General features: G+C 38.8%; 29 protein-coding genes. 17 read left to right on the top strand and 12 right to left on the bottom strand.

Annotated elements, in window-relative coordinates; translation table 11 throughout:
• Positions 1–37: 37 nt before the first annotated feature.
• On the top strand, positions 38–283 hold the full coding sequence (locus tag FPQ13_RS06065) for a hypothetical protein (protein ID WP_144088436.1): 246 nt from the start codon (positions 38–40) through the stop codon (positions 281–283).
• Between the two features lie 171 nt (positions 284–454).
• Here FPQ13_RS06065 and FPQ13_RS06060 read toward each other — a convergent pair whose 3' ends face one another.
• From FPQ13_RS06060 to FPQ13_RS06040, 5 genes are all read right to left on the bottom strand, one after another.
• Positions 455–1,393 carry a siderophore ABC transporter substrate-binding protein gene (locus FPQ13_RS06060; RefSeq protein WP_144088435.1) on the bottom strand — a complete coding sequence of 313 codons (939 nt, stop codon included), beginning with the start codon at positions 1,391–1,393 and terminating at the stop codon, positions 455–457.
• A gap of 28 nt (positions 1,394–1,421) precedes the next feature.
• Entirely contained in the window at positions 1,422–2,180 is a 759-nt protein-coding gene (locus FPQ13_RS06055) for an iron ABC transporter ATP-binding protein (RefSeq protein ID WP_144088434.1), read from the bottom strand.
• Positions 2,177–3,121 carry an iron chelate uptake ABC transporter family permease subunit gene (locus FPQ13_RS06050; protein WP_144088433.1) on the bottom strand — a complete coding sequence of 315 codons (945 nt, stop codon included), beginning with the start codon at positions 3,119–3,121 and terminating at the stop codon, positions 2,177–2,179. Before FPQ13_RS06050 ends, FPQ13_RS06055 begins: the two co-directional genes overlap by 4 nt.
• On the bottom strand, positions 3,114–4,064 hold the full coding sequence (locus FPQ13_RS06045) for an ABC transporter permease (protein WP_144088432.1): 951 nt from the start codon (positions 4,062–4,064) through the stop codon (positions 3,114–3,116). The genes FPQ13_RS06050 and FPQ13_RS06045 overlap by 8 nt, the downstream gene beginning before the upstream one ends.
• Positions 4,065–4,738: 674 nt before the next feature.
• On the bottom strand, positions 4,739–5,065 hold the full coding sequence (locus FPQ13_RS06040; protein ID WP_144088431.1) for a four-helix bundle copper-binding protein: 327 nt from the start codon (positions 5,063–5,065) through the stop codon (positions 4,739–4,741).
• A 140-nt stretch (positions 5,066–5,205) separates the two neighbouring features.
• On the opposite strand from FPQ13_RS06040, the gene FPQ13_RS06035 reads away from it, so the two are divergent.
• The 6 genes from FPQ13_RS06035 (at position 5,206) to FPQ13_RS06010 (ending at position 9,979) form a co-directional block, all read left to right on the top strand.
• Complete coding sequence (locus FPQ13_RS06035; RefSeq protein ID WP_144088430.1) at positions 5,206–6,249, top strand: C45 family autoproteolytic acyltransferase/hydrolase; 1,044 nt, start codon at positions 5,206–5,208, stop codon at positions 6,247–6,249.
• Between the two features lie 141 nt (positions 6,250–6,390).
• The gene (locus FPQ13_RS06030) at positions 6,391–7,353 is read left to right on the top strand and encodes a threonine/serine dehydratase family protein (protein WP_144088429.1); all 963 of its coding nucleotides are present in this window, start codon (positions 6,391–6,393) and stop codon (positions 7,351–7,353) included.
• 100 nt (positions 7,354–7,453) lie between these two features.
• The gene (locus tag FPQ13_RS06025; RefSeq protein WP_144088428.1) at positions 7,454–8,023 is read left to right on the top strand and encodes a tetratricopeptide repeat protein; all 570 of its coding nucleotides are present in this window, start codon (positions 7,454–7,456) and stop codon (positions 8,021–8,023) included.
• Between the two features lie 167 nt (positions 8,024–8,190).
• Complete coding sequence (locus tag FPQ13_RS06020; RefSeq protein ID WP_144088427.1) at positions 8,191–8,844, top strand: YoaK family protein; 654 nt, start codon at positions 8,191–8,193, stop codon at positions 8,842–8,844.
• Positions 8,845–8,997: 153 nt separating this feature from the next.
• Positions 8,998–9,348 carry a PadR family transcriptional regulator gene (locus FPQ13_RS06015; protein ID WP_144088426.1) on the top strand — a complete coding sequence of 117 codons (351 nt, stop codon included), beginning with the start codon at positions 8,998–9,000 and terminating at the stop codon, positions 9,346–9,348.
• On the top strand, positions 9,335–9,979 hold the full coding sequence (locus tag FPQ13_RS06010) for a permease prefix domain 1-containing protein (protein ID WP_144088425.1): 645 nt from the start codon (positions 9,335–9,337) through the stop codon (positions 9,977–9,979). Before FPQ13_RS06015 ends, FPQ13_RS06010 begins: the two co-directional genes overlap by 14 nt.
• A gap of 64 nt (positions 9,980–10,043) precedes the next feature.
• Here the strand turns inward: FPQ13_RS06010 and FPQ13_RS13980 are convergent, their stop codons facing one another.
• Entirely contained in the window at positions 10,044–10,187 is a 144-nt protein-coding gene (locus tag FPQ13_RS13980; RefSeq protein ID WP_144088447.1) for a GntR family transcriptional regulator, read from the bottom strand.
• Between the two features lie 210 nt (positions 10,188–10,397).
• Between FPQ13_RS13980 and FPQ13_RS06000 the strand changes: the two genes are divergently transcribed.
• Positions 10,398–11,282 (top strand): cysteine hydrolase family protein, encoded by an 885-nt coding sequence (locus FPQ13_RS06000; protein ID WP_144088424.1) that lies wholly within the window; start codon positions 10,398–10,400, stop codon positions 11,280–11,282.
• A 65-nt stretch (positions 11,283–11,347) separates the two neighbouring features.
• The gene (locus FPQ13_RS05995; RefSeq protein WP_144088423.1) at positions 11,348–12,037 is read left to right on the top strand and encodes an aspartate/glutamate racemase family protein; all 690 of its coding nucleotides are present in this window, start codon (positions 11,348–11,350) and stop codon (positions 12,035–12,037) included.
• A 39-nt stretch (positions 12,038–12,076) separates the two neighbouring features.
• Here FPQ13_RS05995 and FPQ13_RS13625 read toward each other — a convergent pair whose 3' ends face one another.
• Complete coding sequence (locus tag FPQ13_RS13625) at positions 12,077–12,181, bottom strand: putative holin-like toxin (RefSeq protein ID WP_222103059.1); 105 nt, start codon at positions 12,179–12,181, stop codon at positions 12,077–12,079.
• A 202-nt stretch (positions 12,182–12,383) separates the two neighbouring features.
• Here FPQ13_RS13625 and FPQ13_RS05990 point away from each other — a divergent pair, with 202 nt between their 5' ends.
• The 5 genes from FPQ13_RS05990 (at position 12,384) to FPQ13_RS05975 (ending at position 17,937) form a co-directional block, all read left to right on the top strand.
• Entirely contained in the window at positions 12,384–14,342 is a 1,959-nt protein-coding gene (locus tag FPQ13_RS05990) for an aconitate hydratase (protein WP_144088422.1), read from the top strand.
• A 38-nt stretch (positions 14,343–14,380) separates the two neighbouring features.
• On the top strand, positions 14,381–14,557 hold the full coding sequence (locus FPQ13_RS13420; protein WP_186279566.1) for a hypothetical protein: 177 nt from the start codon (positions 14,381–14,383) through the stop codon (positions 14,555–14,557).
• Between the two features lie 517 nt (positions 14,558–15,074).
• A complete protein-coding gene (gene ltrA, locus FPQ13_RS05985; RefSeq protein ID WP_144088421.1) occupies positions 15,075–16,358 on the top strand; it encodes a group II intron reverse transcriptase/maturase in 1,284 nt (427 codons plus the stop codon).
• 446 nt (positions 16,359–16,804) lie between these two features.
• On the top strand, positions 16,805–17,335 hold the full coding sequence (locus FPQ13_RS05980; RefSeq protein ID WP_144088420.1) for a hypothetical protein: 531 nt from the start codon (positions 16,805–16,807) through the stop codon (positions 17,333–17,335).
• Positions 17,336–17,457: 122 nt separating this feature from the next.
• The gene (locus FPQ13_RS05975; RefSeq protein ID WP_144088419.1) at positions 17,458–17,937 is read left to right on the top strand and encodes a hypothetical protein; all 480 of its coding nucleotides are present in this window, start codon (positions 17,458–17,460) and stop codon (positions 17,935–17,937) included.
• A 236-nt stretch (positions 17,938–18,173) separates the two neighbouring features.
• Here FPQ13_RS05975 and betA read toward each other — a convergent pair whose 3' ends face one another.
• Positions 18,174–19,859 (bottom strand): choline dehydrogenase, encoded by a 1,686-nt coding sequence (gene betA, locus FPQ13_RS05970; RefSeq protein WP_144088418.1) that lies wholly within the window; start codon positions 19,857–19,859, stop codon positions 18,174–18,176.
• A 177-nt stretch (positions 19,860–20,036) separates the two neighbouring features.
• A complete protein-coding gene (betB, locus tag FPQ13_RS05965) occupies positions 20,037–21,494 on the bottom strand; it encodes a betaine-aldehyde dehydrogenase (RefSeq protein WP_144088446.1) in 1,458 nt (485 codons plus the stop codon).
• Between the two features lie 441 nt (positions 21,495–21,935).
• Between betB and FPQ13_RS05960 the strand changes: the two genes are divergently transcribed.
• The 3 genes from FPQ13_RS05960 (at position 21,936) to FPQ13_RS05950 (ending at position 24,360) form a co-directional block, all read left to right on the top strand.
• A complete protein-coding gene (locus FPQ13_RS05960; protein WP_144088417.1) occupies positions 21,936–22,835 on the top strand; it encodes a glycine betaine ABC transporter substrate-binding protein in 900 nt (299 codons plus the stop codon).
• Positions 22,836–23,052: 217 nt separating this feature from the next.
• Entirely contained in the window at positions 23,053–23,631 is a 579-nt protein-coding gene (cudC, locus tag FPQ13_RS05955) for a choline uptake/conversion transcriptional regulator CudC (RefSeq protein ID WP_144088416.1), read from the top strand.
• Positions 23,632–23,733: 102 nt separating this feature from the next.
• Positions 23,734–24,360, top strand: a complete 627-nt coding sequence (locus tag FPQ13_RS05950; protein ID WP_144088415.1) for an NAD(P)-dependent oxidoreductase — start codon at positions 23,734–23,736, stop codon at positions 24,358–24,360.
• A gap of 64 nt (positions 24,361–24,424) precedes the next feature.
• Here the strand turns inward: FPQ13_RS05950 and FPQ13_RS05945 are convergent, their stop codons facing one another.
• From FPQ13_RS05945 to FPQ13_RS05935, 3 genes are all read right to left on the bottom strand, one after another.
• Positions 24,425–24,925: a hypothetical protein gene (locus FPQ13_RS05945; RefSeq protein WP_144088414.1), complete on the bottom strand. Its 501-nt coding sequence runs from the start codon at positions 24,923–24,925 to the stop codon at positions 24,425–24,427.
• Between the two features lie 52 nt (positions 24,926–24,977).
• Positions 24,978–25,265, bottom strand: a complete 288-nt coding sequence (locus FPQ13_RS05940) for a hypothetical protein (protein ID WP_144088413.1) — start codon at positions 25,263–25,265, stop codon at positions 24,978–24,980.
• A gap of 474 nt (positions 25,266–25,739) precedes the next feature.
• Positions 25,740–26,840: a nitric oxide synthase oxygenase gene (locus FPQ13_RS05935; RefSeq protein ID WP_212371296.1), complete on the bottom strand. Its 1,101-nt coding sequence runs from the start codon at positions 26,838–26,840 to the stop codon at positions 25,740–25,742.
• Positions 26,841–26,892: the final 52 nt, after the last annotated feature.

The following is a 26,892-nucleotide window of genomic DNA, read 5'->3' as shown; positions in this document are numbered from 1 at the left end:
ATTGGTTCAATATTTCTATGAGGGGAAAGTGATATCAATGGGAAAACTTTCAAAAGCGCTTGGCGTGGCGGGGGTTGCTGTTGGAGCGACATACTTATCGAAAAAAGAAAACCGTCAGAAGTTAAAGAAACAGATTAATAAAGGATTAAACAAGTTCAGCAAAACCGATGTGAAAAGTTGGGGCAAACCGTCAGATGTAGAAGATGCCGAAATGGTAAGTGAAGGTGCAATGACAAGTGTGCAATATTATAATCAATTACAAGGAAAGTCACAGAGTGAATAGGCGGTACTTACAAAAACATAAATACGTATAATCAATCACAGGGTCAGTCTCTAACAATGCTAGTAATAAAGCATGAGTTGAGACTGACTTTTTTTCTCGTCACTAATTACTAAAAGCAAAAAAAGGTTTCACCCATCAATAAGTGATGATTGAAACCTTTTCGGTAGCGATTTATTCAATCGCGTCACTAACAGCACTAATCATTTCGGATACTGAAATGATACCGCCGCCAGATAAATACCAGTAGTTCGGATCTAAGTAAACAATCTGGTCTTCTTGATAAGCTGTCGTATTTTCCATTAACTTGTTTTCAATCGTTTCTTGAGCCATTGGTTGATCATTGACAACAGCATCACGGTCGATGACAAATAAGTAGTCAGGGTCAAGATCGACAATGTATTCAAATGAAACGTTCTGTCCGTGTTGAGCCACTTCGATGTTTTCATCGGCTGGCTTCACACCGAATACTTCATGAACCATACCGAAACGGGAACCAGGTCCAAAAGCGCTCACTTTACCGCCATTTGATAAAAGAACAAGTCCGTTTTTCACGGTGTTTTCAGCTTTTTCTTGTAGTTCTGTAAGCTGTTCATTCACTTGATCAATTTCCTCTTGTACCTCGTCCTCTTTGTTGAAGATTTTACCAAGCAAACCAACATTATGTTCAAATGATTCCATATAGTTATCTGTATCTAATTCTACATAGATTGTTGGAGCAATTTCACTGAAATCTTCATATGCATCCATTTGGCGACCAGAGATAATAATCAAATCAGGGTCCATTGCATGAATCGCTTCAAAGTCAGGCTCCTTTAAGCCACCAACATGTTCGTAGTCATCAGATTTATATTCCTCTAAATAAGTTGGGAGAGAATCTTTTGGTACCCCTGCAACAGGAAGATCTAACGCTTTCATTGAGTCAAGCATACCGAAATCAAATACAACGACCTTTTCTGGATTCTTTTCAACTTCAACGCCTTCTTCTAGTTTGTGGTCAATTGTAATGGTTTCTTTCTCATCATTCGAATCACCTTGTGCATCTTCCGAACCGCAAGCAGCTAGCGCGAAAGTCATTAATCCAATCAATAAAATAAATAGAAACTTTTTCATCTGTAACCATCCTTTGATTTAAATTAGTTTAAGCAAAATAAACACATACTCTACATTTATCGATTTGTTTAATCGGAATGTCCATATCATAAATTTCTTTCAATGTTCCTTGTTCAATGATTTCATTTGTTGGCCCTTGGCGTATAATTTCTCCGTTTTTCAAAGCAACGACATAGTCTGAATAAAAGGAAGCAAAGTTGATGTCATGAATAACGAGAATAACCGTTTTTCCTAATTCATCAACGAGTCGCCGTAACACTTTCATAATTTGGACAGAATGCTTCATATCCAAGTTGTTTAACGGTTCATCGAGCAAAATGTATTCCGTATCTTGAGCAATGACCATAGCAATAAATGCACGTTGCCGCTGTCCACCACTAAGCTCATCCAAAAATTGATTTTCGATATCGTGAAGCTCCATAAATGACAATGCTTCATCAACTTTTGCCCAGTCCTCTTGTGTGAGATTACCTTGAGAGTAGGGGAAGCGGCCAAAAGATACGAGCTCTCGGATTGTCAGACGAACATTCAAGTTGTTCGATTGTTTCAAGATCGCAACTTTTTTGGAAAGCTCGTTACTTTTCCAGCTGTTGATCTCTTTCTTGTCGATCATGACTTCGCCGACATCATGTTTGATTAGTCGACTGACGGCTGAGAGTAACGTACTTTTTCCTGCGCCGTTTGGACCAATGAAGGATGTGATTTTTCCTTTTTTAATATTGACGGAAACATTGTTCACAACGGCTTTGTCGTTATATTTTTTTGATAAGTTCTTTACTTTAATCATGCTCGACTCTCCTTTAACAGAAGGTAGATGAAGTACACTCCACCAATGAAGTTGATAATGACACTAATCGTCGTTGAGAAGGTGAAAACACGTTCAACGATCAGTTGGCCAGCCACTAAAGCAATAATGCTGATTAAAATAGCGCCAAATATGAGTACGCGATGTCGATACGTTTTCAAAAACTCATATGCTACGTTTGCGACCAATAATCCTAAGAAAGTAATTGGACCAACGAGCACAGTAGCAACAGAAATCAAGATTGCAATGATGATGAACAGTCGTTGAACAACCTTGTCATAATCAACACCTAAATTAATGGCTGTATCTTTTCCAAGTGAAAGAACGTCTAAGTACTTTTCAAATTTCAAAAAGTATAATGTCGCTAGCCCCATAAGGAAAAAAGCAACATAAAACAGTTCAGTATTGACGTTGTTAAAGCTCGCAAACATTGCATCTTGAATAATTTGAAACTCATTCGGATCAATTAACACTTGCATGAAATCAGATAAACTTGAGAAAAATGTCCCGAAGATTAATCCGATCAATAACAAGAAGTAAATGTTACCTTCACGTTTAAACAAGAAATGATAGAGTCCCAAAGAGAATAAAATCATTAATACAATAGAGATAAAGAAATTTACATGTTGGTTCATCAGAGTTAAATTCGTCGATCCGAATAAAAAGATAATAAATGTTTGAATCAATAGATATAGTGAATCCAACCCGATAATACTTGGTGTTAGAATCCGGTTATTCGTGATTGTTTGAAAGATCACCGTTGAAAAGGCAATGGCACTTCCTGTTAAAACAATCGAAATGATTTTCATCGTACGTTTTGGCAAAATATAATCCCAGTTACTTCCTAGGTCGGTGAATAGGAAAACTAAAATTAGTGTGACTGCCAAGACGGATAAGATGATTAATTTGGTTGGATTACGCATAATTTTTTCTCCGTAATAAAAGGTAAATGAATACGCCGCTACCAATCACACCGACCGTCAATCCGATTGGAATTTCATAAGGGTAGATCAACACTCTGCCTAAGATGTCACAAAACAAGACAAACACAGCGCCAAGTAAAGCGGTATGTGGTAGATTGCTGCGTAAGTTATCTCCTTGATAAATGGAGACGATATTCGGAATAATCAATCCAAGAAAAGGAATGACACCGACTGTCAAAACAACGACAGAGGTAGCTATGGCAACAATAATCAACCCGACATTAACGACGCGTTTGTGATTCATCCCAAGGTTAGTTGAGAAATCCTCACCCATCCCGGCAATGGTGAACTTATTCGCATAAAGGTAAGCGATGAACAATGCTGGAATACTTATGTACAACAATTCATAGCTTCCTGATAAAACCATCGAAAAGTCACCTTGTAGCCAAGCGGTGATTGTTTGGATCATATCGTTTTTATAAGCAAAAAACATCGTGATGGAACCGATAATATTTCCGAACATAATTCCGACTAATGGAATGAAAATTGCATCCTTAAATTTAATCTTATCGAGTATCTTCATAAACAGAAACGTGCCGAGTAAAGCAAATAGAAAGGCGCTTCCTGCTCTGAAAAGCGGATTCGCCGCTGAGAAAACTAGCATGGATACGAGAATACCTAATCTAGCAGAATCCATCGTTCCAGCTGTTGTTGGAGAGACAAATTTGTTTCGGCTTAACTGCTGCATAATTAACCCACATATCGCCATGCTTGCCCCCGCAATGATGATACTGATCAAACGAGGGAGGCGGCTGTGCAACAATATTTGTTGTTGAAATTCATTTAAATGAAAAATATCGGTTAAACCAATACTTGAAACTCCGATGAAAATAGAGCTTATTGAGAATACAACTAAAGCGATTACTAAATATCTAATTTTCATTGCTAATCAAACTTTCACTTCGTAATTACCCTAGGGTTTTAATATAAAAAGAATTGCGTCTCTCCACTTTAAAGCAATATAAATGATAATGATTATCATTGTCGATGAATTAAATATACAACTAACTTTTTTAGAAATCAAGGGGTAATTGAAAATTGTTCTCAATTATAACAACATTTTTTTGTGAAAAGAAAGAGAAGATTCTTGTCTCGACGCCTTTACCGACGGGCACGGATCCAGTTTAGTTGTTGAGAATACGTCTCAAAACGATTATGAACGATTCCAGGTTTGACTTTGTCATCGAGAGCTTGTCTCGAAACAATTATGAGTGGTTTCGAATCTGATTTTGTCATTGAGAACGGGTCTCGATACGTTTATGAAGAGTTTGGAATCTGGTTATGTCATCGAGAACGCGCCTCGACACGTTTATGAGCGGTTTCGAATCTGGTTATGTCATTGAGAACGTGCCTCGATACGTTTAAGAGCAGTTTGGAATCTGGTTATGTCATCGAGAAAGCGCTTCGATACGTTTATGAGGAGTTTCGAATTTGATTATGTCATCGAGCACACGTCCAACACCATTATAGACGGTCCAGTAGCCGGACTTAATTTTTCAATCAAAAAATCCCTAGTCAATTTTTTGTGACTAGGGATTTGAATTGATGATTACGCCATTAAGCAACTTGCTTACAAGCTTCCGCACATTTACGGCAAGCCTCTGCACATTCTTTACAGTGATCATGTTCGTGTTTTTCACATTCAGCAGCACAATCTTCACAAACTTGAGCGCAAAGCTGAGCTATTTCTTTTTTATACTTTGTATTTTTCATAAGAGCTTGTTCGAAAAATGCACACATATCTGCACATTCACGGTCCAATTTAATACAATCAGCCATCATCTTCACGTTATCCTCTTGCAGACAAGCATCAAAACAATGATTACATGCGGCGATACATTCATGTAACGTTTGAATTAATTGTTGATTTTCTTGATGAGACACGTTTATTCCTCCTTAAAAAAATTTGCTTTACATAGTGAAGTTATTCCCAGCCTTTTTAGATTTAAACAATTTCAGAAAATTAAATTTATATAAAAACGTATATCACTCATTCATGATATACTTCCGGTAGGTGATAAATAATGATTACGATTCAAAGCGATATAAAACAATTTCGAGGAACTCATTATGAACTAGGTTACCGACAAGGTGAAGAGTTAAAAAATTCACCGATATTGAAAACACGTCATAAATATTGGAAATTAAAACGACCAAGATTTCACATAGATATCCCGGAAGCAAAGTCGGCTATTATGCATTTTGCTCCAAAGATTTGGGATGAATTTGAAGGGATTGCTGACGGATCTAAACAGCCACTTGAGAATGTCTTGCGCGACTTCGGCGGGTACCGTATGGAGCCGGAAAGAAGCGGCTGCTCGGTATTTGTTCAAGATGAATTTTTAGTCAGAAACTATGATTTTCAACCGGCAACCTATGATGGACGTTATATGGTGTATCAACCGACGGATAGTGGTCATGCGGTAATCGGACCGAGTTCCCGGGTGACAGGTCGAATGGATGGCATGAATGAGCACGGTTTGGCGATTGGTTACAACTTTACCCATCGCAAGAAAACAAAAGATGGGTTCGTTTGCTATATGATTTCACGAATGATTTTAGAGCTATGTGAAAATGTCGATCAAGCGGTTCAGCTTCTAAAAGAAATACCACACCGAAATGCCTTTAGTTATATTTTACTCGATCAAACGGGCACGCATTATATTATTGAAGCGAGTCCAAGAGACGTGACCGTACGGCAAGCAAGTGAGTGTACCAACCATTTCGTCACACAAGAAAAAGAGAATCGACACCATATAAAAGAATCACAAGCACGCCTTGAAAAAATTAATAAACTGAAGCCGTCCATGCTTACACCTGAAAAAGCATTTGAAACGTTTGATGCGAAGGATAAAGGAATTTTTTCGGATAATTATAAAAGCTGGTCTGGAACGATTCATACGTCACTCTACCAACCTCGAGAGTTAAAAGCATGGATATCGCTAGGTGGCAACCAACAACCTGAAATTTTTGATTTTCAAAAATGGTTAACAGGAATTGATTTTCAAGATTCAACACTGACTGGAAAACTTGAAACGGATATTCCGACAGCAAATATGGAACGATAACCAAAATGAGAACGACTGATCGAAGCTGACTTTACTTAGCAGATAAAAAATCGGTTAAACGAACTGTATATCGGGAAAATAACTAACAAGATAATGCAATCGTACGGTCGTGAGTTCGCTGAATTAAAAGGAGGAAATGATATGGTCTCGTTAGAGGATATTTTAAGAGCTAGGGAGCAAATTGCTGAAACGATTCACAAAACGCGTATTCTTCGTTCCTCACAGTTATCAGAAATGACAGGAGCCAATATGCTTTTTAAATCAGAGCATTTGCAAAAAACAGGGTCTTTTAAAATTCGCGGAGCAACCAATCGGGTGATCAATGCTGAAAAAGAGGGTGCTAAATACATTACCGCTGCCTCATCAGGTAACCATGGTCAAGCCGTTGCCTATATTGCAAATCAGTTAGGCATTCCTGCCACAATCGTCGTTCCAACAGATGCTACAGAAAGTAAAGTAAATGCAATTCGAAATTATAATGGGAAAGTAGAGTTTGCAGGAACAACATCTGCCGACCGCATTCCAAAAGCAAAAGAAATCGCAAAAGATAATGATGGTGTCTTCGTTCCACCTTATGACCACCCGGATATCGTCGCAGGCCAAGGAACAGTCGGCTTAGAGATTACCGAGCAGGTGCAAGATGTAGATGTCGTTTTTGTTCCAGTCGGTGGAGGGGGATTGGTCGCAGGAATTTTGACGGCCATTAAAGAAATTAATCCGGACATTAAAGTTTACGGTGTTGAGCCGAAGCTTGCGAATGACACCGCGGTATCTTTACAAGAAGGGAAAATTATGACCGCCGGAAACCCCGCGAACACGATTGCTGATGGTCTTCGAACCGATCAACCTGGCGATTTAACATTTCCGATTTTACAAAAGTATATTGATGACCTCATCGTCGTCAAAGAAGATGATGTACGATTTGCAATGAGCTTCGTTTATGAACGTATGAAACAAGTGATTGAACCGTCAGCAGCCGTTTCACTGACAGCCGCATTAAATAGTGATGTAGACATTAAAGGAAAAACGGTCGTGAATGTCCTCTCTGGAGGTAACGTGGATTTATTTAAACTAAATGATCTGTTAGTGAAAACAACAAAATAAAAATTATAAAAACGTCTATAGAAAACCAATCTATGGACGTTTTGATTCATTTCGTTATACTAGTATCATCGAATGAGAGAAAAGGGGAAACTAGATACATATGAAAAATACTCGTTTTAGAGAAAAATTAAAATGGGTGCCGCGGTTAGTCTATTTTGACGAGAATGATTATTTACGAGAAAAAGCGAGAGACAAGAAAAAGATACAGGCATTGATTGATGAAGCGGAACACTTATTCATTAACGCAGATGACTCTAATGAACGATTTTTCTTGGCCGGAACAATGGGGAACCTATATCGTGTAATCGGTAAACTGAACCGCTCCATTGGTTACTTAAACGTGAGCTTAGAGATCGCTAAGGAAGATAAAGATCTTTCGAAGGAAATTATCGCAACGATACGACTCGGAGAATCCCTAAAATACGCTAACAAGCACAAAAAAGCACTGGCGTTATTTGAGCAAGCTCTTCACGCTGCTTATGAAAACGAAAGTGCGTATATCGACTTTGCCTTTCAACATAAAGGAAAATGCTTGATGGAAATGGGCCGATATGAAGAGGCTATGGAAGCCTTTCAAGATGCACTGACCATCCGAAGTAGCAAAGGAAATCAAGAACTCGTTGAATCAACTGAGCAAGCTATCCTCTTTTTAGAAAGTAGAAAAATATAAGTTAGGTGGATCGCTTTCGACGCGATCCACTTTTTAAATTTGCGGTCGCTTCAATTCTCATCTTCATGCTCTCTAACGTGTTTAAACATCTCTGTACCGGGAAAATAAACAGTAAGCCGAACCCAAGAACAAAATCAAAGTGATTTGCAACATGGGAGGTATTATAAATGAGCTATCGAAGAGAAATCGACGATTATGTAGATGAACTGTATGCCGATGCAAATGAAACGGAACGAGTAAAGGAGAAAAAAGAAGAAATAAGCATGAAGCTTTCAGAAAGTATGCGTGAGCTTGAGCAATCTGGCGTGAGCGACCAGGATGCCTTTGAAGAAGCTATTGTCAATACGAAAAATCTCCAAGGATTTTCAGATCGCTGCGAAAATAAAAATATATTGGATGGAACATCAACAGAACAACACGTATATCCTTCCATGACTAATAAGCTATCAATTGCAGGTATGGTAGCTGGAATTGGCTTTTTACTTCTCGGCATCGTAATGTCAATGAACATTTCATTATTCGGCATTTATACAACGGCTGCTCCAGCAATGTTTTTCTATGCTGTACTTGGAGGAATGCTATTCACCTATTCCTTACTCGCTAGAAAAATAAGAGTCGATAAAAACATGACACATCAAAGAGTCGCACTATATGCGTGTGCCGTGGGAGCCATGCTATTTGCCGTTTTCGTTACCATCACAGTTGGGTACTATACGTCCAACTGGTTGGCAGGAATGGTAAGCTTCGCCTTGTTCTTCATCGTAGGCTTAGCTCTGTTCATCCATCTATTATTTTCGAATGAAGTTGAGAAAAATCAATAACGAAATGATTTTAACGGATCCGTTTGGCCAAAACACAGGTCAAGCGGATTTTTTTATTTTTTACATATAAATAATACTATTTCTCAAATATTACTTTGACACACAAAGTAATTTGTCATACACTATACATGAGTACAGAAAGGAGCGATTCATGTGGCAGGCATATCTACTGACTTAATTCGTGGGCATACAAACACGATTATTTTAAATATCCTCAGCCAAGGTGACAGCTATGGATATGATATTTATAAAAAAATCATTGTGCTAAGCGATGGGAAATATGAATTAAAGGAAGCAACTCTCTATACCGCATTCAGACGATTGTTGAAAGATGGAGAAATCGAATCGTATTGGGGCGATGAATCCCAGGGAGGACGAAGAAAGTATTACAGAATAACTGAACAAGGAAAACAAACATACGAACAAAATAAAGAAGAATGGGAAAATGCGAAAGTGATTTTGGAACAGCTTATCAAAGGAGGAATCGGTCATGAATCTGAATAGAAAAATTGATCATTATTTAGATCAAGTGTTTAAAGATGTAGGAAAGAGTCAGCAGCTGTTTGACTTAAAACAAGAGCTTCGGGTGAATATGCAAGAACGTATTAAAGATTATAAGGAACAGGGAATGGATGAAACAGTAGCCTTCCGAGAAGCAAAAGTTTCGATTGGAGATCTGAACGGGCTCGTTGAAGATATGCGGGTATATGGGCAGCAAGAAACAAGGAATCGAATCTACTCTTCAATGACGAATAGAATTTCAACAGGATTTATAGTGTTGGGAATTATGTTGATCTTATTTGGTGTTATGATGACAATCAGTATGATTTTTATGGATTTAGAACCTGTAGCAAAGTCGGGAACTTCCATCTTTGTAGTTCTCGGAAGTGGACTACTTGTTTATGGAATTTTGGCTAGAGAAACCAGAAAGCGTTATGCAATGTCAAAAGTGAGGGCAGGATTATATGGAATATCCATATCGGTTATCTTATTTGCGGTTTTCGTTGGTGTTACAAGTGGGCTGGCGACGGGACAATTATTTATTGCATTCTCATCCGCTACGATTTTTATGGTGATTGGGATTGGGTTAATCGTTATGTTGTTGTTGAGTAGGGGTGAGACGTTGAGGAAGTGAAAAAAACAATTTTAAGCGACTTGTTAGGCAAGTCGCTTATTTAAATTAACGACGAATGATTCTTTCACCTCTGTTCGTCGATCTCACTGACCCGAGTGTGAGAAGCTGGTCTTATTTTTACTAGACCTTCCAATTCTAATTGCTTAAGTGCCTCCCGTATTGGGGTTCGGCTAACTTCAAAGCTATTCGCCAGTTCAACAGCCCGAATTTTTGTCCGGGTTCTAGTTCCAAGGTGATAATGGCATCTTTAATCGCCTGATAGACGTGTTGAGATAAACTAATTTTATTGATGGATATTTTCACTAATAAAAAATAAAACAACACAAAAATACTGAATATTCCAAAAAGATTAAATTAAATTAAAAGCGAATTCTTCTTGTGTATAATAGAAATAGATTATTCATAGGGAGTTGGAACAATGAAAACGAAATTCGAAGAGATTGTTGATATCAAACGTTTTGGCGAGAATGAGCCAGTTGATCTTAATGAATTAGCGAAGCTTGCGGCAACGGAACAGGTATCAAAATCGGATGAGAAAATACTTTTCTTGGGCGTTGATCTTCAAAATGACTTTTTGGAGGGTGGTGCGCTTGGAGTACCAGGTTCATTTAAAGATCTAGAAAGAACACTCCAATTTTTATATGACCACTTTGATAAAATTTCACACATAGCAGTTTCATTGGATACGCATTTCATCCAACAAATTTTCCATGCGGCTTGGTGGGTTGATCAAGAAGGTAACCATCCAGACCCGATGACAATTATTTCAGTGGAAGATGTGGAATCCGGTAAATGGCAGCCTGTTAAACATAAAGAAGATAGTTTAGCTTATGTAAAAGCATTAGAGGAAAATGGACAAAAGCAGCTATGTATATGGCCGTACCATTGTATCGAAGGAACAACGGGTGTAATGCTGGAGAGCCAGTTTGCAAAGCTGATTCACTTCCATTCATTCGTTCACGATAACCCGATTAAAAAAGTCGTTAAAGGAAAAGGGTTCAGTGAAATGTACGGGATTGTTCAGCCTGAAGTAGGTAGTGAGAAGGATGAATCATTATTAAGTTATTTAAGGGAATTCGACAAGATTATTGTTGCGGGACAAGCTGAATCGCACTGTGTTTATGAATCAGTAAAACAAATCGTTGATCATTACCATGAAGATCATGCGTTTTTAAAACAAATATATGTTTTGACTGATGGAATGAGCTGTATTCCAGGGTTTGAAGAGATGTCTGAGCGAGGTTGGACAGAGTTACGCAAATCAGGAATTCAGTTGGTTAATTCGACAGATCTCAAGCTTTAGGCGACAATATTTCCCGGGAAATGAATGAATACGACACGAAATTCCATATAGAAGGGTGGCATTTCATGAAAAAAATCGGCATTCTTGGCGGAATGAGTTGGGAGTCGACCGTTACTTATTACCAATTGATGAATCAAATGGTGAATCAACATTTTGGCGGATTACATTCAGCCGACTGTTTAATATCGAGTGTGAACTTTCAAGAAATTGAACAATTACAAGCACAGGGTGAGTGGGGAAAAGCAGGCGAGATTCTGAGCAAAGAGGCGCTGAGTTTAGAGAAGGCTGGGGCAGAGGGTATATTGCTGGCGACCAATACGATGCACAAAGTAGCCGAGCAGATTGAAGATAAAATTTCCGTTCCATTTCTCCATATCGTTGATGCAGTTGCGGAGGAAGCAGATAATATGGATGTCTCTCGAGTCGGCTTACTAGGCACAAAGTATACGTTGAAGCTTGATTTTTTCAAAAATCGACTTAAAGAACGGAACATTGATCCGGTTTTACCATCGAACCCCCAGATTGATGAGATTAATCGAATTATTTTTGAGGAATTGGTTCATGGCGAACTGCATAATTCCTCTAAGGATTACTTTATAGAAGTCATGCAAGAGCTAAAACAAAATGGTGCCGAAGCAATTGTGCTCGGTTGTACGGAAATTGGACTGCTTATTAAAAGAGATGATTTTCAGTTACCGTTGATTGATACGACAGCTGTACATGTGAAAAAAGCAGTAGAATGGGCAATTCAATAATAAGCTACCCAGACGAATGTTTACTTGTTCGTCTGGGTTTTATTTTTTCTTCGTAATCGCAATAATTATTTGCACAATGAGGGATAATAAAGCGACGATGAATGAACTAAAAGCAATAATGACTAGAAAGATACCGTATTCCATCGAATCCACCTCCGTGTTATTTTTCAGTATAGTACAAGAACGTATGTTCGTAAATAAATTTCTGAAAAATAGGGATTTTCCACTAGTAGGTTGGAGGTGTTGATTGGTGTCTTGTTTATTGAACTGGCAAAAAGGGTAAATTTACACATAGACATAGTATAGATTAGGCATAATAATCTGTTGAATAGAAAGGAGTATGACATTGGGACTAAATGTTACACAAAAATTGATTCAAGACCATCTGACTTCAGGTGAAATGGTTCCCGGAAAAGAGATTGGGTTAAAGATTGACCAAACGTTAACTCAAGATGCGACGGGAACGATGGTAATGCTTGAATTGGAAGCAATGGGTCTTGATCAAGCAAAAACGGAAGCTTCCGCGCAGTATGTCGATCATAACTTAATTCAAGATGACTACCGAAATCCTGACGACCATTTATTTTTAAGAAGTGCGGCAAACCGATTCGGACTATATTATAGTCGTCCAGGAAATGGGGTAAGTCACCCGGTCCACATGCAGCGGTTAAGTCGTCCGGGTAGAACGATGCTTGGCTCTGACAGTCACACTTGTGCAAATGGTTGTATGGGAATGCTAGCGATGGGCGCTGGCGGAATTGATGTGGCAATGGCGATTGCCGGTGAACCGTATTACATTAACATGCCTCAAGTATGGGGTGTTCGCTTAACAGGGGAATTACCGGATTGGGTCAGTGCTAAAGACGTCATCTTAGAAATGCTACGTCGTCATGATGTAAAAGGTGGTGTCGGCAAGGTGATTGAGTATTATGGTCCTGGCTTAAAAAATCTATCAGCCATGGATCGTCACGTCATCGCCAATATGGGTGCCGAGCTCGGTGCGACGACCACTGTATTTCCATCAGATGAAGAGGTAAAACGTTTTATGAAAACACAAGGCCGAGAAGATGAATGGCAAGAACTAGTGGCCGATGAAGATGCTACTTATGATATTGATGAAGAGATCAATTTATCAGAACTTGAACCTCTTATCGCTTTACCATCAAGTCCTGGCAATGTCGTTCCGGTCACGGAGGTAGAAGGAGAGCCTATTTATCAGGCTTACATCGGGTCTTCTGCAAACCCAGGCTATCGTGATTTTGCGATGGCTGCAGAGATTGTTAAAGGTAAGTCTGTCGCTGAAGGCCTGTCTTTTGACATCAACCCGTCTTCTAGACAAATGCTGACGAACCTCGTTGATAACGGACATATTGCAAGTTTGCTTTCTGCTGGTGGACGTCTGCACCAAGCGGGATGTAACGGCTGTATCGGAATGGGGCAGGCACCAGCAACAGGAAGAAACAGCTTGCGTACGACACCACGTAACTTCCCAGGACGCTCTGGTACAAAAGAGGACAGTGTGTTCCTTGTTAGTCCAGAAACAGCGGCAGCTTCTGCGCTAACGGGTAAAATAACCGATCCAAGAACATTGGATATGGATTATCCGCAAATCGATGAGCCAGAAAATAAAAATTTAAAACAAGAACAAAGCTTACTTGAAGCACCATCTGAGAGTAAACAAGATCCTGTTGAGCTGGAAAAAGGACCAAATATCAGTTCCATTCCAGAGATTGAACCGATCAAAGATGAATTTGAAGTACCAATTTTATTGAAAATGGGAGACAACATTTCAACAGATGAGATTTTAGCAGGTGGTTCAAGAGTGTTGCCATATCGTAGTAACTTACAACAAATTGCTACGTTCTCATTTGAGATTGTTGATGAATCATATTATGATCGTGCGATGGAAATTAAAGATCAAGGCGGCCATGCGATTGTTGGCGGATTTAACTACGGTCAAGGTTCCAGTCGTGAACACGCTGCATTAGCACCAAGATTCTTAGGACTTCAAGCCGCATTGGTGAAAGACTTTGCACGAATTCATTTACAGAACTTAATTAACTTCGGAATCTTACCGGTTACTTTCAAAAATGAAGAGGACTACGATAAGCTTGAAGAAGGAGACATCCTTCAATTTGAGAATGTTCGCGAAACGATTCGTAAACAGAAAGATTTTAATGTAAAAGTGAAAGGAAAAGACTTAACAATTCCTGTGTCTCATGCATTAACTGAACGCCATATGGACATTCTACTAGAAGGAGGAGTCATTAACTGGGTCAAGAAACGTCAAAGCAAAATGGCCTAAATGACTTCCGGTATCTTCAGTAGAAAGAAGGGCAAGAAATGAGCGATCGTGAATTTAGATGTCGAGCATGTGACGGTGATGGCTTGTTAATGGATGATGAAAATTGGCAATACACGTGCACAGTTTGTGACGGTATAGGCTTTGAATCATCCACGAGTCAAAGAAAAATGAATGAAGTAGCGGATGTAGATGAAAACAATCGAATACTTGATTAAAAGCGAGCGTAAATGCTCGCTTTTTTTAGTTTGCCCGGCATGGGTGAATTCTAACGGGTGAAAGTCCCGAGTGTGACCTGGTAGCGGTAAGCACATAGTCAAGGGCAAGGGTGTCCACGGTGACGTGGAATCTGAAGGAAGCCTTAGGCAAACCTCTGGTCTGACGAACAGAAACCATATAAGAGGCAGCGTATGAGGATAAGACTGCTAAAGAAGTCGAAGTCCAATAGCTACTATTTTCATACGATGTAAATATGGCAGATAGATGGAGTAAAAGAATTCACACCTTAACCGGGGAGGTCTCATCATCTGTCTCAAAAGCTTATAGCGATATAAGTCTGGGTGATGAGAAGTCAGCCGAAGCCATAGTAGCAAAGACACCTAACGAAAGTTAGGGATAGTGAAGGGCTGAACAATTTTATCGTTACAGAATTCTGTATTGGAAGAGGAAATAGACCACTGGCACATCGCGTTAAAGTGGATACCGACTTCACGAGAAAGAAAGGAAGTAACAGGCATGTACGATAAGAAACTGTTAGACAGTATATTAAGAAGGGATAACCTCGAACGGGCACAAAAACAAGTCATCAAAAATAAAGGTGCCGCAGGTGTAGATGGTATGACAACAGGAGAACTTCCTTTGTACATGCTAGAAAACACAAAAGATATTATCCGCCAAATTAGACAAAGAGAATATCGACCATCTCCAGTAAAAAGAGTCGAAATCCCTAAAGATAACGGTGGAGTACGTCTCTTAGGAATCCCGACTGTAGTAGACAGGGTTATTCAACAGGCTATAGCTCAGGTTTTAACACCCATATTTAACCGACAATTTCATCCAAATAGCTATGGATTTAGACCTGGGCGTAACGCTGAAATGGCTATACGTCAGGCACTTGAGTTTATGAACGATGGTTACGAGTGGGTTGTAGATATAGACTTAGAGCGATTCTTTGACACGGTCAATCATGACCGTTTAATGAACCTTATATCGCGAACTGTGAAAGATGGAGATGTCATCTCACTCATCCGAAAGTTCCTAGTAAGCGGGGTACAACTGGATGAAGGATATAAAGAGACAATCATAGGTACACCGCAAGGTGGTAACTTATCTCCTTTATTAAGTAACATCATGTTGAACGAGCTAGACCAAGAGCTTGAAAATCGTGGACTTCGCTTCGTGAGATACGCTGATGACTGTATCATCATGGTCAAAAGTGAGATGTCCGCAAATCGTGTTATGCGATCGGTATCAAAGTTCATTGAAGAAAAGCTTGGTCTTATTGTCAATACAACTAAATCAAAAGTGACCAAACCCAATAACCCAGAGATAAAATTTCTTGGCTTTGGCTTCTTTAAAGACTACCAAACTAAAGAATACAAAGCAAAACCACATGAGAAATCGATTCAATCATTCAAATATAAACTTAAACGTCTAACCAAGAGAAAATGGAGTGTTGATACGAAGTATCAAGTCGAACGAATTAACCAGCTCATAAGAGGGTGGGTTAATTATTTTAAGATAGGTTACATGAAGAATGTTCTTAAACGAATCGACTCCCACACAAGAATGCGTCTAAGAATGTGTATTTGGACGAAATGGAAAACACCAAAGAACCGAAGAAAGAATCTGATTAAACTGGGTATGAGCAAATATAATGCCTACATGAATAGCTATACGAGTAAGGGTACAGTCCGCATCGCTTATTCGTGGATTCTAACTACTACTATAACAAATAAAAGATTAGCCCGGTTCGGGCTAATCTCCGGTGTACAACACTATATGAAATTACATGCCTAATATAAAATTGAACCGCCGTATACGGAACCGTACGTACGGTGGTGTGAGAGGTCGGAGGTTAACTACCTCCTCCTACTCGATTTTCCCTATATATCAACGATTATTGAGGTATTAACGCTTGAATTAGCATACAAAATCACACCCCAAACAGCATAATGTCAATAGCTGTTGTCAATGTATTTTTTCCTATGCGAATTTGTATGTTATTTGCGATGCTGTTTTTTTAAGAACAAGAGGATAATTGTTATTTTATGTTAAACTGAATATAGAGTTTGTGAAAGAACGTACTTAAACTAACGGGCAGAATAGTGCAAGAAGGCTATGCTACAATAAAAGTGAGAAAAGGTGTTTTTTTTGGAAAGAACATTCTATCCAGCAGCAGTTAAAGAAGCAGTTATGTGTAACAAGAGTTAGTTAAATAAGGTTACAAAAAGGGAGATATATAAATGACTTTACACCATTTCATTGGGTCCAATATAGAACTTCCTATTGGTAGTTTTGGGAGGAATCCAACTTATAAACCTCTTTCAGAAGTGGAACTAAAAGGAGTAAGTTTAGATAAACATTTGAAGAAGAATAACGGTTCTAACCTTATAAAGGTCTACGAAACAGAAGAAGATGCAAGTGGAATTGATGTTTTTGACTTAGATATCGGATATAAATCAATAAGAAATAAATTCACCACGCCTTTTGTATATGAGGTGCAAGGATACTTGCACGCAAACAATACATCAGGTCAACGTAAATCAATCAAAACACTTTTTAATTATATTGATGAACATTTATTAGAAGAGGATTTCATTGAAATATACTCTTGTTGGGATGGGCATGAGGAAAAAGAGAAAGAAGAAAGCAAAGATGTAGTTATCAACCTTAGTACGTTACAATTTGGAAAACATTTAAAGTTAAAAGACATAAATCATCTTTGCGAAACATTCTTTTTAGAAGATAAGCAATACGTGTTGATAAAGAAATAAAGGATATTACACTATTAAAGTAACGGGTGGCGTATGTGAAACAAGGGAATGAGATTACGATTGGGTATAAATACTTGTTGAAATAAATGTGAAATAAAACTGTTCATTTTGGAGTGAGTTCATTGGACAAAGAGAATAGGGATATAGCTTTGAAAACGTTAAACTATTTATGCAAAGGGGCACAAATTGAAGGGTTAATATTCTATGGGTTAAGAATTCTTCTTTCTGAAAATGAAAACAACGGACAGAGAATAGATGGACAAATATCAATAAATATTGAAAGCGAATTTGATATATTTCAATCAATGCCTAAAAATGCTCCACAGCCCGATGAGATACCTAATCTTAATTGGATTGAATCTGCAAAAAAACTGTGTGAACTACGTTTGAAGAAGATTGTAGATATTAAATTAGGAGAAGAAACGCCCCATCTCTACTTAATTCTTGATTCTGGGGAAGTTCTATTCATTAACGGACGTCATGACAAATTTGAAAGTTGGCAAGTAGAAGTTCACAATAACACAAGTGTAGATGAAAGTTTTTCAGTAGTGGCTTGTCCAGGAGATGATTTAGCTACATGGGTTCCAGAGGATATTTTATAGTAGAAACAATACAATCGAAGTTGAACTAACGGGTGCTTTAGTTGAACAAAGCCATAGAAAAACAAACGCTTGGGCAAAAATGCTCAAGCGTTTTTGGTTGCTATTTGTACTGTTATTAATAGTGCTAAACATAGTGCGCTTTAGTGTGTTATTTGACCTGTTAATTTAGTTTTTCTCCACAATATCGGAACTACTTACTCCAAAAGAGCGGTCTCTTTCCTATCTCATGATTATTTTTACGCCTTAACCGTTCCTGCATCTGGGGCATGAACGCCGTGACGATAATAATCTTTATACTCTGGTTCCAACGGTTCATTACCGAGGATAATATCTGCTGCTTTTTCAGCTAGCATCAATACTGGTGCGTGGATATTTCCGTTCGTTGTTCGTGGCATGGCGGATGCGTCCACGACGCGGATATTTTCTAACCCATGCACTTTCATCGTTTCTGGATCCACGACAGCCATTGGATCAGAGGCAGGCCCCATTTTAGCTGTACATGATGGGTGGAGTGCTGTTTCTCCGTCTTTTTTAACCCACTCGATAATCTCTTCATCTGTTTGGACAGAAGGCCCAGGTGAAATTTCACCAGAGCTATATTTTTGTATCGCTGGCTGAGATAAAATATCTCTCGCCACACGGATAGCTTCTACCCACTCGCGACGATCTTCTTTGGTAGATAAATAGTTACAGACGATACTTGGATATTCAAATGGATCGTTGGAACGAATCTTCAATCTTCCTCTTGAGTTGGAATACATTGGTCCAACGTGTACTTGGAAACCGTGTTTCGTATCTGCTTTTTGACCATCATAGCGGACAGCTAACGGTAAGAAGTGGAACATTAAGTTCGGATAGTCAACTTCATCATTCGAACGGACGAACCCGCCACCTTCGAAATGGTTAGATGCTGCTGGTCCGGTACGACCAAGTAACCATTGCAAGCCAATCCAAGGCATTTTTAGTTTGTTTAAGCTCGGCTGCATGGAAACGGGCTCAGGAGTAGCGTGCTGAATATATACTTCTAAGTGATCTTCTAGATTTTCTCCAACCCCTGGCAAGTGATGAATCGGTTCAACGCCAACAGAGCGCAAATGTTCTGCGTCTCCTACACCAGCCAACTGCAATAACTGCGGCGTATTGAATGCACCACCAGAAAGAATGACTTCTCCTGCGTTGACGTGATGAATTTTTCCATTCTTCTTGTATGTTAATCCTTCTGCTTTTTTACCGTTAAAATTGATGCTTGTTACAAAAGCACGTGTCTCAATTGTAAGGTTTTTGCGATGCATCACTGGGCGTAAATAGGCACGTGACGCAGATACACGTCTACCGTTATGCACTTGGCTGTCAAAAGGACCAAAGCCTTCTTGGCGAAATCCATTGACGTCAGGTGTTCTTGCATAACCCGCTTGAACGCCAGCTTCAAAGAATGCTTGGAATAACGGATTGGTTGCAGGACCACGCTTCAGTTTGATTGGACCATTAAGTCCGCGGTATTCATCGGAAGAATCGGCTCCAAAAGCTTTTTCTAACCGTTTGAAGTACGGAAGGACATGAGCAAAATCCCATTTTTCCATTCCCGGTTCAGAAGCCCACTTCTCATAGTCTAATGGGTTTCCTCGTTGATAGATCATACCGTTGATTGAACTTGATCCACCAAGCACTTTACCTCTAGCATGAGCGACACGGCGCCCGTCCATATATGGCTCAGGGTCTGTTGAATAGATCCAGTCATAAAAGCGATTGCCGGATGGGAACATTAATGCGGCAGGCATTTGAATAAATAAATCCCAAAAGTAATCACTTCGTCCTGCTTCTAAAATAAGAACACTGTTATTTTTATCTGCACTGAGACGGTTACCGAGTACAGAACCTGCACTCCCACCGCCGACAATTACGTAATCATATGTTTGTGTCATGTCATTTACCCCCTTGAAGATTGTTTTATAGAATCTAAAAACTTATCCTCATTGATATTTTATTAAGTTTGTTTTATTTATTAAATAAAAATTTAACAAAGTGTGCAAAAGGAAGCCACCATGAGCAATCATGGTACAGCTACCTTTTTAAGAATCTATCAGTACGCCATCGACTTCTTACTTAAACCATTTAATCGGTTCAGGTTGTTTATTACGGAAAATGTGTTTTAACTCGGTATATTCTTCCATACCTTCACGGCCAAGTTCACGGCCAATCCCAGATTGTTTATAACCGCCCCATGGTGCTTGCGCAAAGTAAGGGTGGAAGTCATTGATCCAGACAGTACCCATGCGTAAACGTGCAGCAACAAATTCTGCTTTACTCAAGTCTTGTGTCCAAACAGCACCAGCCAATCCGTAAATCGTATCATTAGCTAGTTGGACAGCTTCTTCTTTTGTCTGGAATGTTTCGACGGTGAGTACTGGACCGAACACTTCTTCTTGAACAATGCGCATGTCGCTCGTGCAATTCGTGAAAATCGTCGGTAAATAGAAGAATCCGTTTTGCAATTCAGGGTCATCTGGTCGTTTACCACCAACAACGAGTTTGGCACCTTCGTTTTTACCGATTTCTACATAACTTTCAACCTTTGCACGATGTTCAGCTGAAATCATTGGACCACTCTGTGTATCCTCATCAAAACCGTTACCTAATTTAATTCGTTTCGTTCGCTCAACTAGCTCTTCCACGAATTCATCATGGATGCTTTCTTCAATTAACAGGCGAGCTCCTGCAGAACAAACTTGTCCGGCGTGGAAGAATACGGCGTTTAATGCTTGGTCAACAGCCGTTTCAAAGTCAGCATCGGCAAAAACGATGTTCGGGTTTTTACCGCCAAGTTCGAATGCGATTTTTTTCATATTGTCACTCGCTGCTTGCATAATCGTTTTTCCTGTTTCGATGCCACCGGTGAATGAAATTAAGTCGACATCATGGTTGGAAGCTAATTCAGCGCCTACAGATTTTCCGGCTCCGAGTACTAAGTTCGCAACACCTTTTGGTACACCAGCTTCTTCCATGAGTTCAAAAACTTTTACAGTCGTTAATGGTGTAATCTCACTCGGTTTCATGACTAGCGTGTTGCCTGAAGCCAAAGCAGGTGCGAGTTTCCATGCGGCTTGAAGCAGTGGGTAGTTCCATGGTGTAATCTGACCACAGACACCGACAGGTTCACGAACGACTTTACTTTCACTATTCGGGATTGGAGAAGCAATGACTTCGCCACCATCTTTATCAGCGAGACCTGCGAAATAAAAGAATACATTCGCAATGTCGGCCATATCTTCGCGACTTTCTTGAACGGTTTTACCCGTATCTAATGTTTCGAGTTCTGCCAGTTCTTCTAAGTCTCGCTCGATCAATGAACCAATTTTATTGACGATTGCACCACGCTCACTTGCAGGCATTGTACTCCAACTGCCTTCATCAAATGCTACGCGTGCGGCTTGAATCGCTGTTTTTGCATCTTCAGCATTTCCTTCTACTGCTGTAGCGATTACTTCTTGGTTAAAAGGATTAATAATTTCACGAGTCTTTTCGGATTTGGCATGCAGCCATTCTCCATTTATATACATCTTTTGTAACTTCACATCATCACTCCTATACGAATAACGTTAAGTTTGTTAAATAAAAATTTAACGTTTCTAATAAACTAATCCTAACAGTGATTTAATTTCGTTGTCAAATCATAGTTGAGGGAGATTGGTCATTTGCTTGCCATGTACCGCAATGACTACGTTTTTGAATAACCTATTGAAAAACTTAAAATTTGTCTCGTTACTTCTAGAACAACAAGGAAGCAGGAAAAAAACAGAATATTGATTTGACAAAAGAAAATATTTCTTTAACCTATAAGATATGAATAATTTGTTAAGAAAAAATTTAATAAATTTATTTTATTTAACAAAGGGAGGCGATGAAGCGTATCATCTGTTGAAATCAATACACGCTTATAATAAAAGAGTATTCGATCTAGATGTAATTAAAAAACAAAAAGGGAAAGGTGTTTGTAATTAATGAATGTTAAACGTATAAGTCTATTCACTTTAATGGCGACAATATTTTTAGTACTGGCGGCATGTGGTTCAACGAGCTCGGATGCAGAATCAGATAAAGACTCGAATGGGTCAGAGGAAGACAAAGGAACAATTACGATCGGACAAATTAATTGGCCTGAAAATATTGCCGTTACAAATCTATGGAAAGCTCTATTAGAAGATGAAGGGTATACAGTGGATTTGAAGTTGCTTGAAATGGGGCCACAAATGGCTGCGTTAGGAGCAGGAGAATTAGATATCGCACCTGAGATCTGGTTGCCTGTCCAAGACAAGAGTTACTATGAAGAGTTTAAAGATCAAGCCAATTTCTTTGAAGAACCATGGTATGATAATGGTAGAGTTGGGTTGGTTGTTCCAACATATATGGAAGATATCAATAGTATTGAAGATTTGAATGCAAATAAAGACAAGTTCAATGGGGAAATCATTGGCTTTGAATCTGGAGCAGGTACGATGATTGTTGCACAGGAAGTTATTGATGAATATGGTCTTGATTACAATTTATCAGCAAGCAGTACAGCGGCAATGATTTCATCAATTAGACTCGCAGTCGAAGATGAAGAACCGATTGTTGCGCCACTATGGAAGCCACATTACATTTTCTCTGAAGTAGATCTAAAATTCTTAGACGATCCGAAAAAGACCTTTGGTGAAGTAGAGAAAATTTATATGGCAACTCGTGATGGTTTCGACTCAGATCATGAAGATGTCAGCAAATGGTTGATGAACTTTAAGCTGAATGATGAGCAGTTGGGTGATTTAATGATCCAAACGAAAGAAAACGAAGACAATCCACTTAAAGGCGCCGAAAAATGGGTGGAAGAAAATCAAGATGTCGTTGATGAGTGGATGAAATAAATAGAGGTAAAGAGACGGTTCTCAATAAGAGGATCGTCTCTTTTGTAAAGTGCTGATTTTAGCTTGCTTCTTTGCCATACTAATTATAAAATGAAAGAAACATTCAATTTGTACTTAACAAACTAAACAAACATACTACGATTCGCAGCATGTGATATAACGGCTTCTTTACTCGCATGAATGACTCAAGTGCAATATACAAAAAAGAGGTGCCCCCATGGAAGAAAAACGGAATCATTCACAAAATGAAGATGCTCAAGAAAAGATTGAACAAGTTGAACGGATGATGATTAATACCATCTCTGAAACGATGGACTTGTATGGTGTTACACCTTCAGTGGGACGTCTGTACGCAACGATGTATTTTAAACACGAGCCGATTACGCTTGATGAAATGAAAGATGCGCTTGGGATGAGTAAACCGAGCATGAGCACTTCCGTCCGCAAGTTACAAGATATTAATATCGTTAAAAAGGTATGGCAGAAGGGTTCGAGAAAGGATTCATTTATTGCTGAAAAGAATTTTTTCAATTATTTTTCCCATTTCTATGGTATGAAGTGGGAACGTGAAGTGAATATGTACTTGGTTAGCTTGAAAAAAGCTCAGGAACAACTGAAGGAAGTCATTGAGGATCCTGAGACAGATGAAGTATTAAGAGAAAAGGCTGAATTGGATTATCAGCAACTGGAAGATGCTAGAGTTTATTATCGTTGGTTGGAAAAGCTCACAAAGCTGACGAAATCCGGTGAAATATTTGATTATATACCTTTAGATGATGAGGAAAGGGACTCTTAACGGAAGTCTCTTTCTTTTTTACATTATTTTGTTCGCAAGTTTCTAAAGAATCCGTTAAACTACAAATCTCTACGTTTTTTAAAATAAAGAGGAGGGAAGCCAATGAAGATATTACTATTAGGCGCAACAGGACGGGTAGGAACTGTTTTGCTCGAAAAGATGTTGCAAGATGGGCATGAAGTGGTGGCACTTGTTCGATCACCTGAGAAAATAACGTTAGAGCATTCAAATTTATATATTGTACAAGGCGATGTACTTGATGAAGAAGCATTGAAGAGAGCTATGACTACAATCTCTATGGAAGCGGTTGTCAGTGCATTAAACACAGATAAAAACAACGTGCTCTCTCGCTACACGCCAACGATTATTCAGCTCATGAACGACTATCATGTAAAACGATATATTGCGATTGGAACGGCGGGGATTTTAAATAGTAGAGTAAACCCTAGCATTTATCGGTTTCAATCCAGTGAGTCGAAGCGGAAAACAACTACTGCAGCCGAGGATCATGCTGCAGCATATGAGCTTTTGAAAGAATCAGACCTTGATTGGACGGTTGTTTGTCCGACGTATTTGCCTGAAGGAGAAGAAGTAGGAGACTATCGTGTGGAAGCAGAGATGCTGCCTGTAGACGGCAAGAAAATTTCGGTTCAGGATACAGCAGCCTTTGCATATAAACAGCTTACAGAAGATACCTTTATCCGAAAGCGTGTAGGAATTGCTTATTAACCAACAAGTTTGAGCGAATCATATTCTAATTAATTAATAAAAAATAACTCGTCTGCTAGGCGAGTTATTTCTTAATACATAACACAATGATTTTGTAAGGGGTAGTTTGTGCAGGAATGCTAAAGGTTGCAGGTCCATAAACGACAATTAAATCTCGATTTGTCGGTGGTTGTGTAAATGTCTGACCATTTGTTAGCACGATTTGAGTATATGGAGAGATATTCAGTGCTAATTGCCCGTCACTACTCACTAACTGGTGATTAAAATAATCAACTTTTACATGTTGATTTTGGTTCTCTTTAACCATGACAAGTGCCTCATATTGTGGCGGGTATATAAGAGTGGTGGGTGCATCACCGTCATAATATCCGGTTACACGATCTCCCACTTTCACCGCTACGTGATCAACAAAGTAAGTTGAAGGTGTTACAACGAAATTCACTAACTCATCTGAGTTATTTTCGACAGACATCAACTTATAGCAGCCTGCTTCCTCATCATCTTGACCTATTGGAAAATCACTGATCATCGTAATTGTTCCATTAAATGAATGAAAATTTATCATAAAATACCTCCGTAACTCTAATAGAAGAGAGCAATTTACTTTGATTCAAGGATTATTGTTGTAAGGCGGATACAAAATGTGTGCCATTCCATGTTAAAAGGTTTTCGACATATCCCCATGTATCTGCATTAGATGTACCAATAATTCGCTGCATAATCAGTAAATCGTAATTGTTGTCAGAGAGATGCGTAACGATCGGATATAAAGAGCTAACAGCAAGTACTTCACCTTGAACAGGTTGTTTTAATAAGCCGTTTTTATCGTAAAGTTTTGATAGATCTTGATGACCTTTATGAGAAATATCAAGAGTGAATATGTGATCTGACGATTTTCTTTTCACATTTACTTTATAAAAATCTTCATAATTGACTTCAAACGTATAACGATGATTGTATCTTTCGAAGTCAAACAGCAGTCATGGCGTATTCTTTTTGAAGGAGTAAATATAATAAATCCCGTATCCACCGCTCCCCCCTGAATCAATACTTACCAATATATCCAATACATGGTCTTTAGAAAATTTCCCAAGAAAGAGCTGTGGATTATACCCCGCATTTACTTTTAGATGAATCGTAGAAACATGTTTTGAACGGCCATCTTGAATGACAATCACCTTGCTTCATATCGAGCAACACTACATTACTAAAAGGTGTACGTGTACTATATGTTTGTCGGTACAATTTAATCTCACCACCTAGAAATTATGCAATTACTTGAAGTATCTTATGCAAAATAATAGCAAAGTGATAATATAAAAAAAGAAGTGTTTCGCATATTGTCGCGAAACACTTCTTTTATTTCATGTACTATTAATTTACGTAGCAGGCTCGTATGCTTTTTCTTGATAAAAGTAATTCGGCGAAACGATGTCATTCTTATATGGTTTATGGTAAATATGTGTTGTTGCTGACGATAGTGGTGGAAGGAGCCATGCCCGATTCCCTGTAACTGGGCGATTATGCTTCATTTCTTTTTTCTCAAAAGCTTTAAATTGCTTTGCTGCTGTATGATGGTCAACAAGCGTGACTCCAGCTTTTTCAAAAGAATAGATCACAGCGATGTTTAACTCTACTAAAGCTTTATCAATCCAAAGGGAACGATCTGAATTTGTGTTGAGTTCCATTATTTCCGCAATTTTAGGTAGGGCGTTATATCGGTCTTCATCGGCTAAGTTTCTTGCGCCTATCTCAGTACCCATATACCAACCGTTAAATGGTGCCATCGGATAATCAATACCACCTATTTCTAATTTCATATCAGAAATGATTGGCACCGCATACCATTTTAAATTTAACGACTTAAATTCCTCAAATTGAGGATGGATAATTTCAACTTCTTTCACGATCTCCTTAGGTATTTCAAATAGTTTAGGTGTGTGACCTAGCTCTTGAATAACTAATGGGAGAATATCGTAATTTGTTTGTTCTCCTGACCACCCTAACCGTTCACATTCTTTCGTGAAAGCAATCGATGTGGAATCACCAATCACTTCACCATTGGATTCATATCCGGCATAACGTAGCAATTGATGATTCCAAATTCTCATTGGATCTTTTCCACCGAATCTTGGTGGGAAAATGGTAATTGTTGATCGTATATTTCCTTCATTTGTAGCAAAGTTAATGTGTTCGATAAGCTTGTCATATGCATCTTCTGCTGTATAAATATGACGTGCATCAATAATGTGTAATGTATCCCAGAGCAATCGGCCAATGCATCGATTATTATTGCGCCAAGCCATTTTTGCTCCATGTGTCAATTCTGCGCTCGTATGGACATAAGTACCTGTACGGTGTATTTCACTTTCAATGTCAGAAATTCTTTTGTTTTGTTCTTCTTCGGGTATCCCAAGTTCAGTGTAACAGCTATGAATAAAGTTAGTAGCTTCTTGTAATAAATAATCAGATTGATTCATGTTTATCAACTCCATATTTTGATACTAGCATAGTTCTTATAAGCTATGAGCC

Origin of the sequence: Allobacillus salarius (genome assembly GCF_007559425.1) — a bacterium.
Taxonomy (GTDB): domain Bacteria; phylum Bacillota; class Bacilli; order Bacillales; family Alkalibacillaceae; genus Allobacillus; species Allobacillus salarius.
This window is presented reverse-complemented; position numbering and strand designations above follow the sequence as displayed.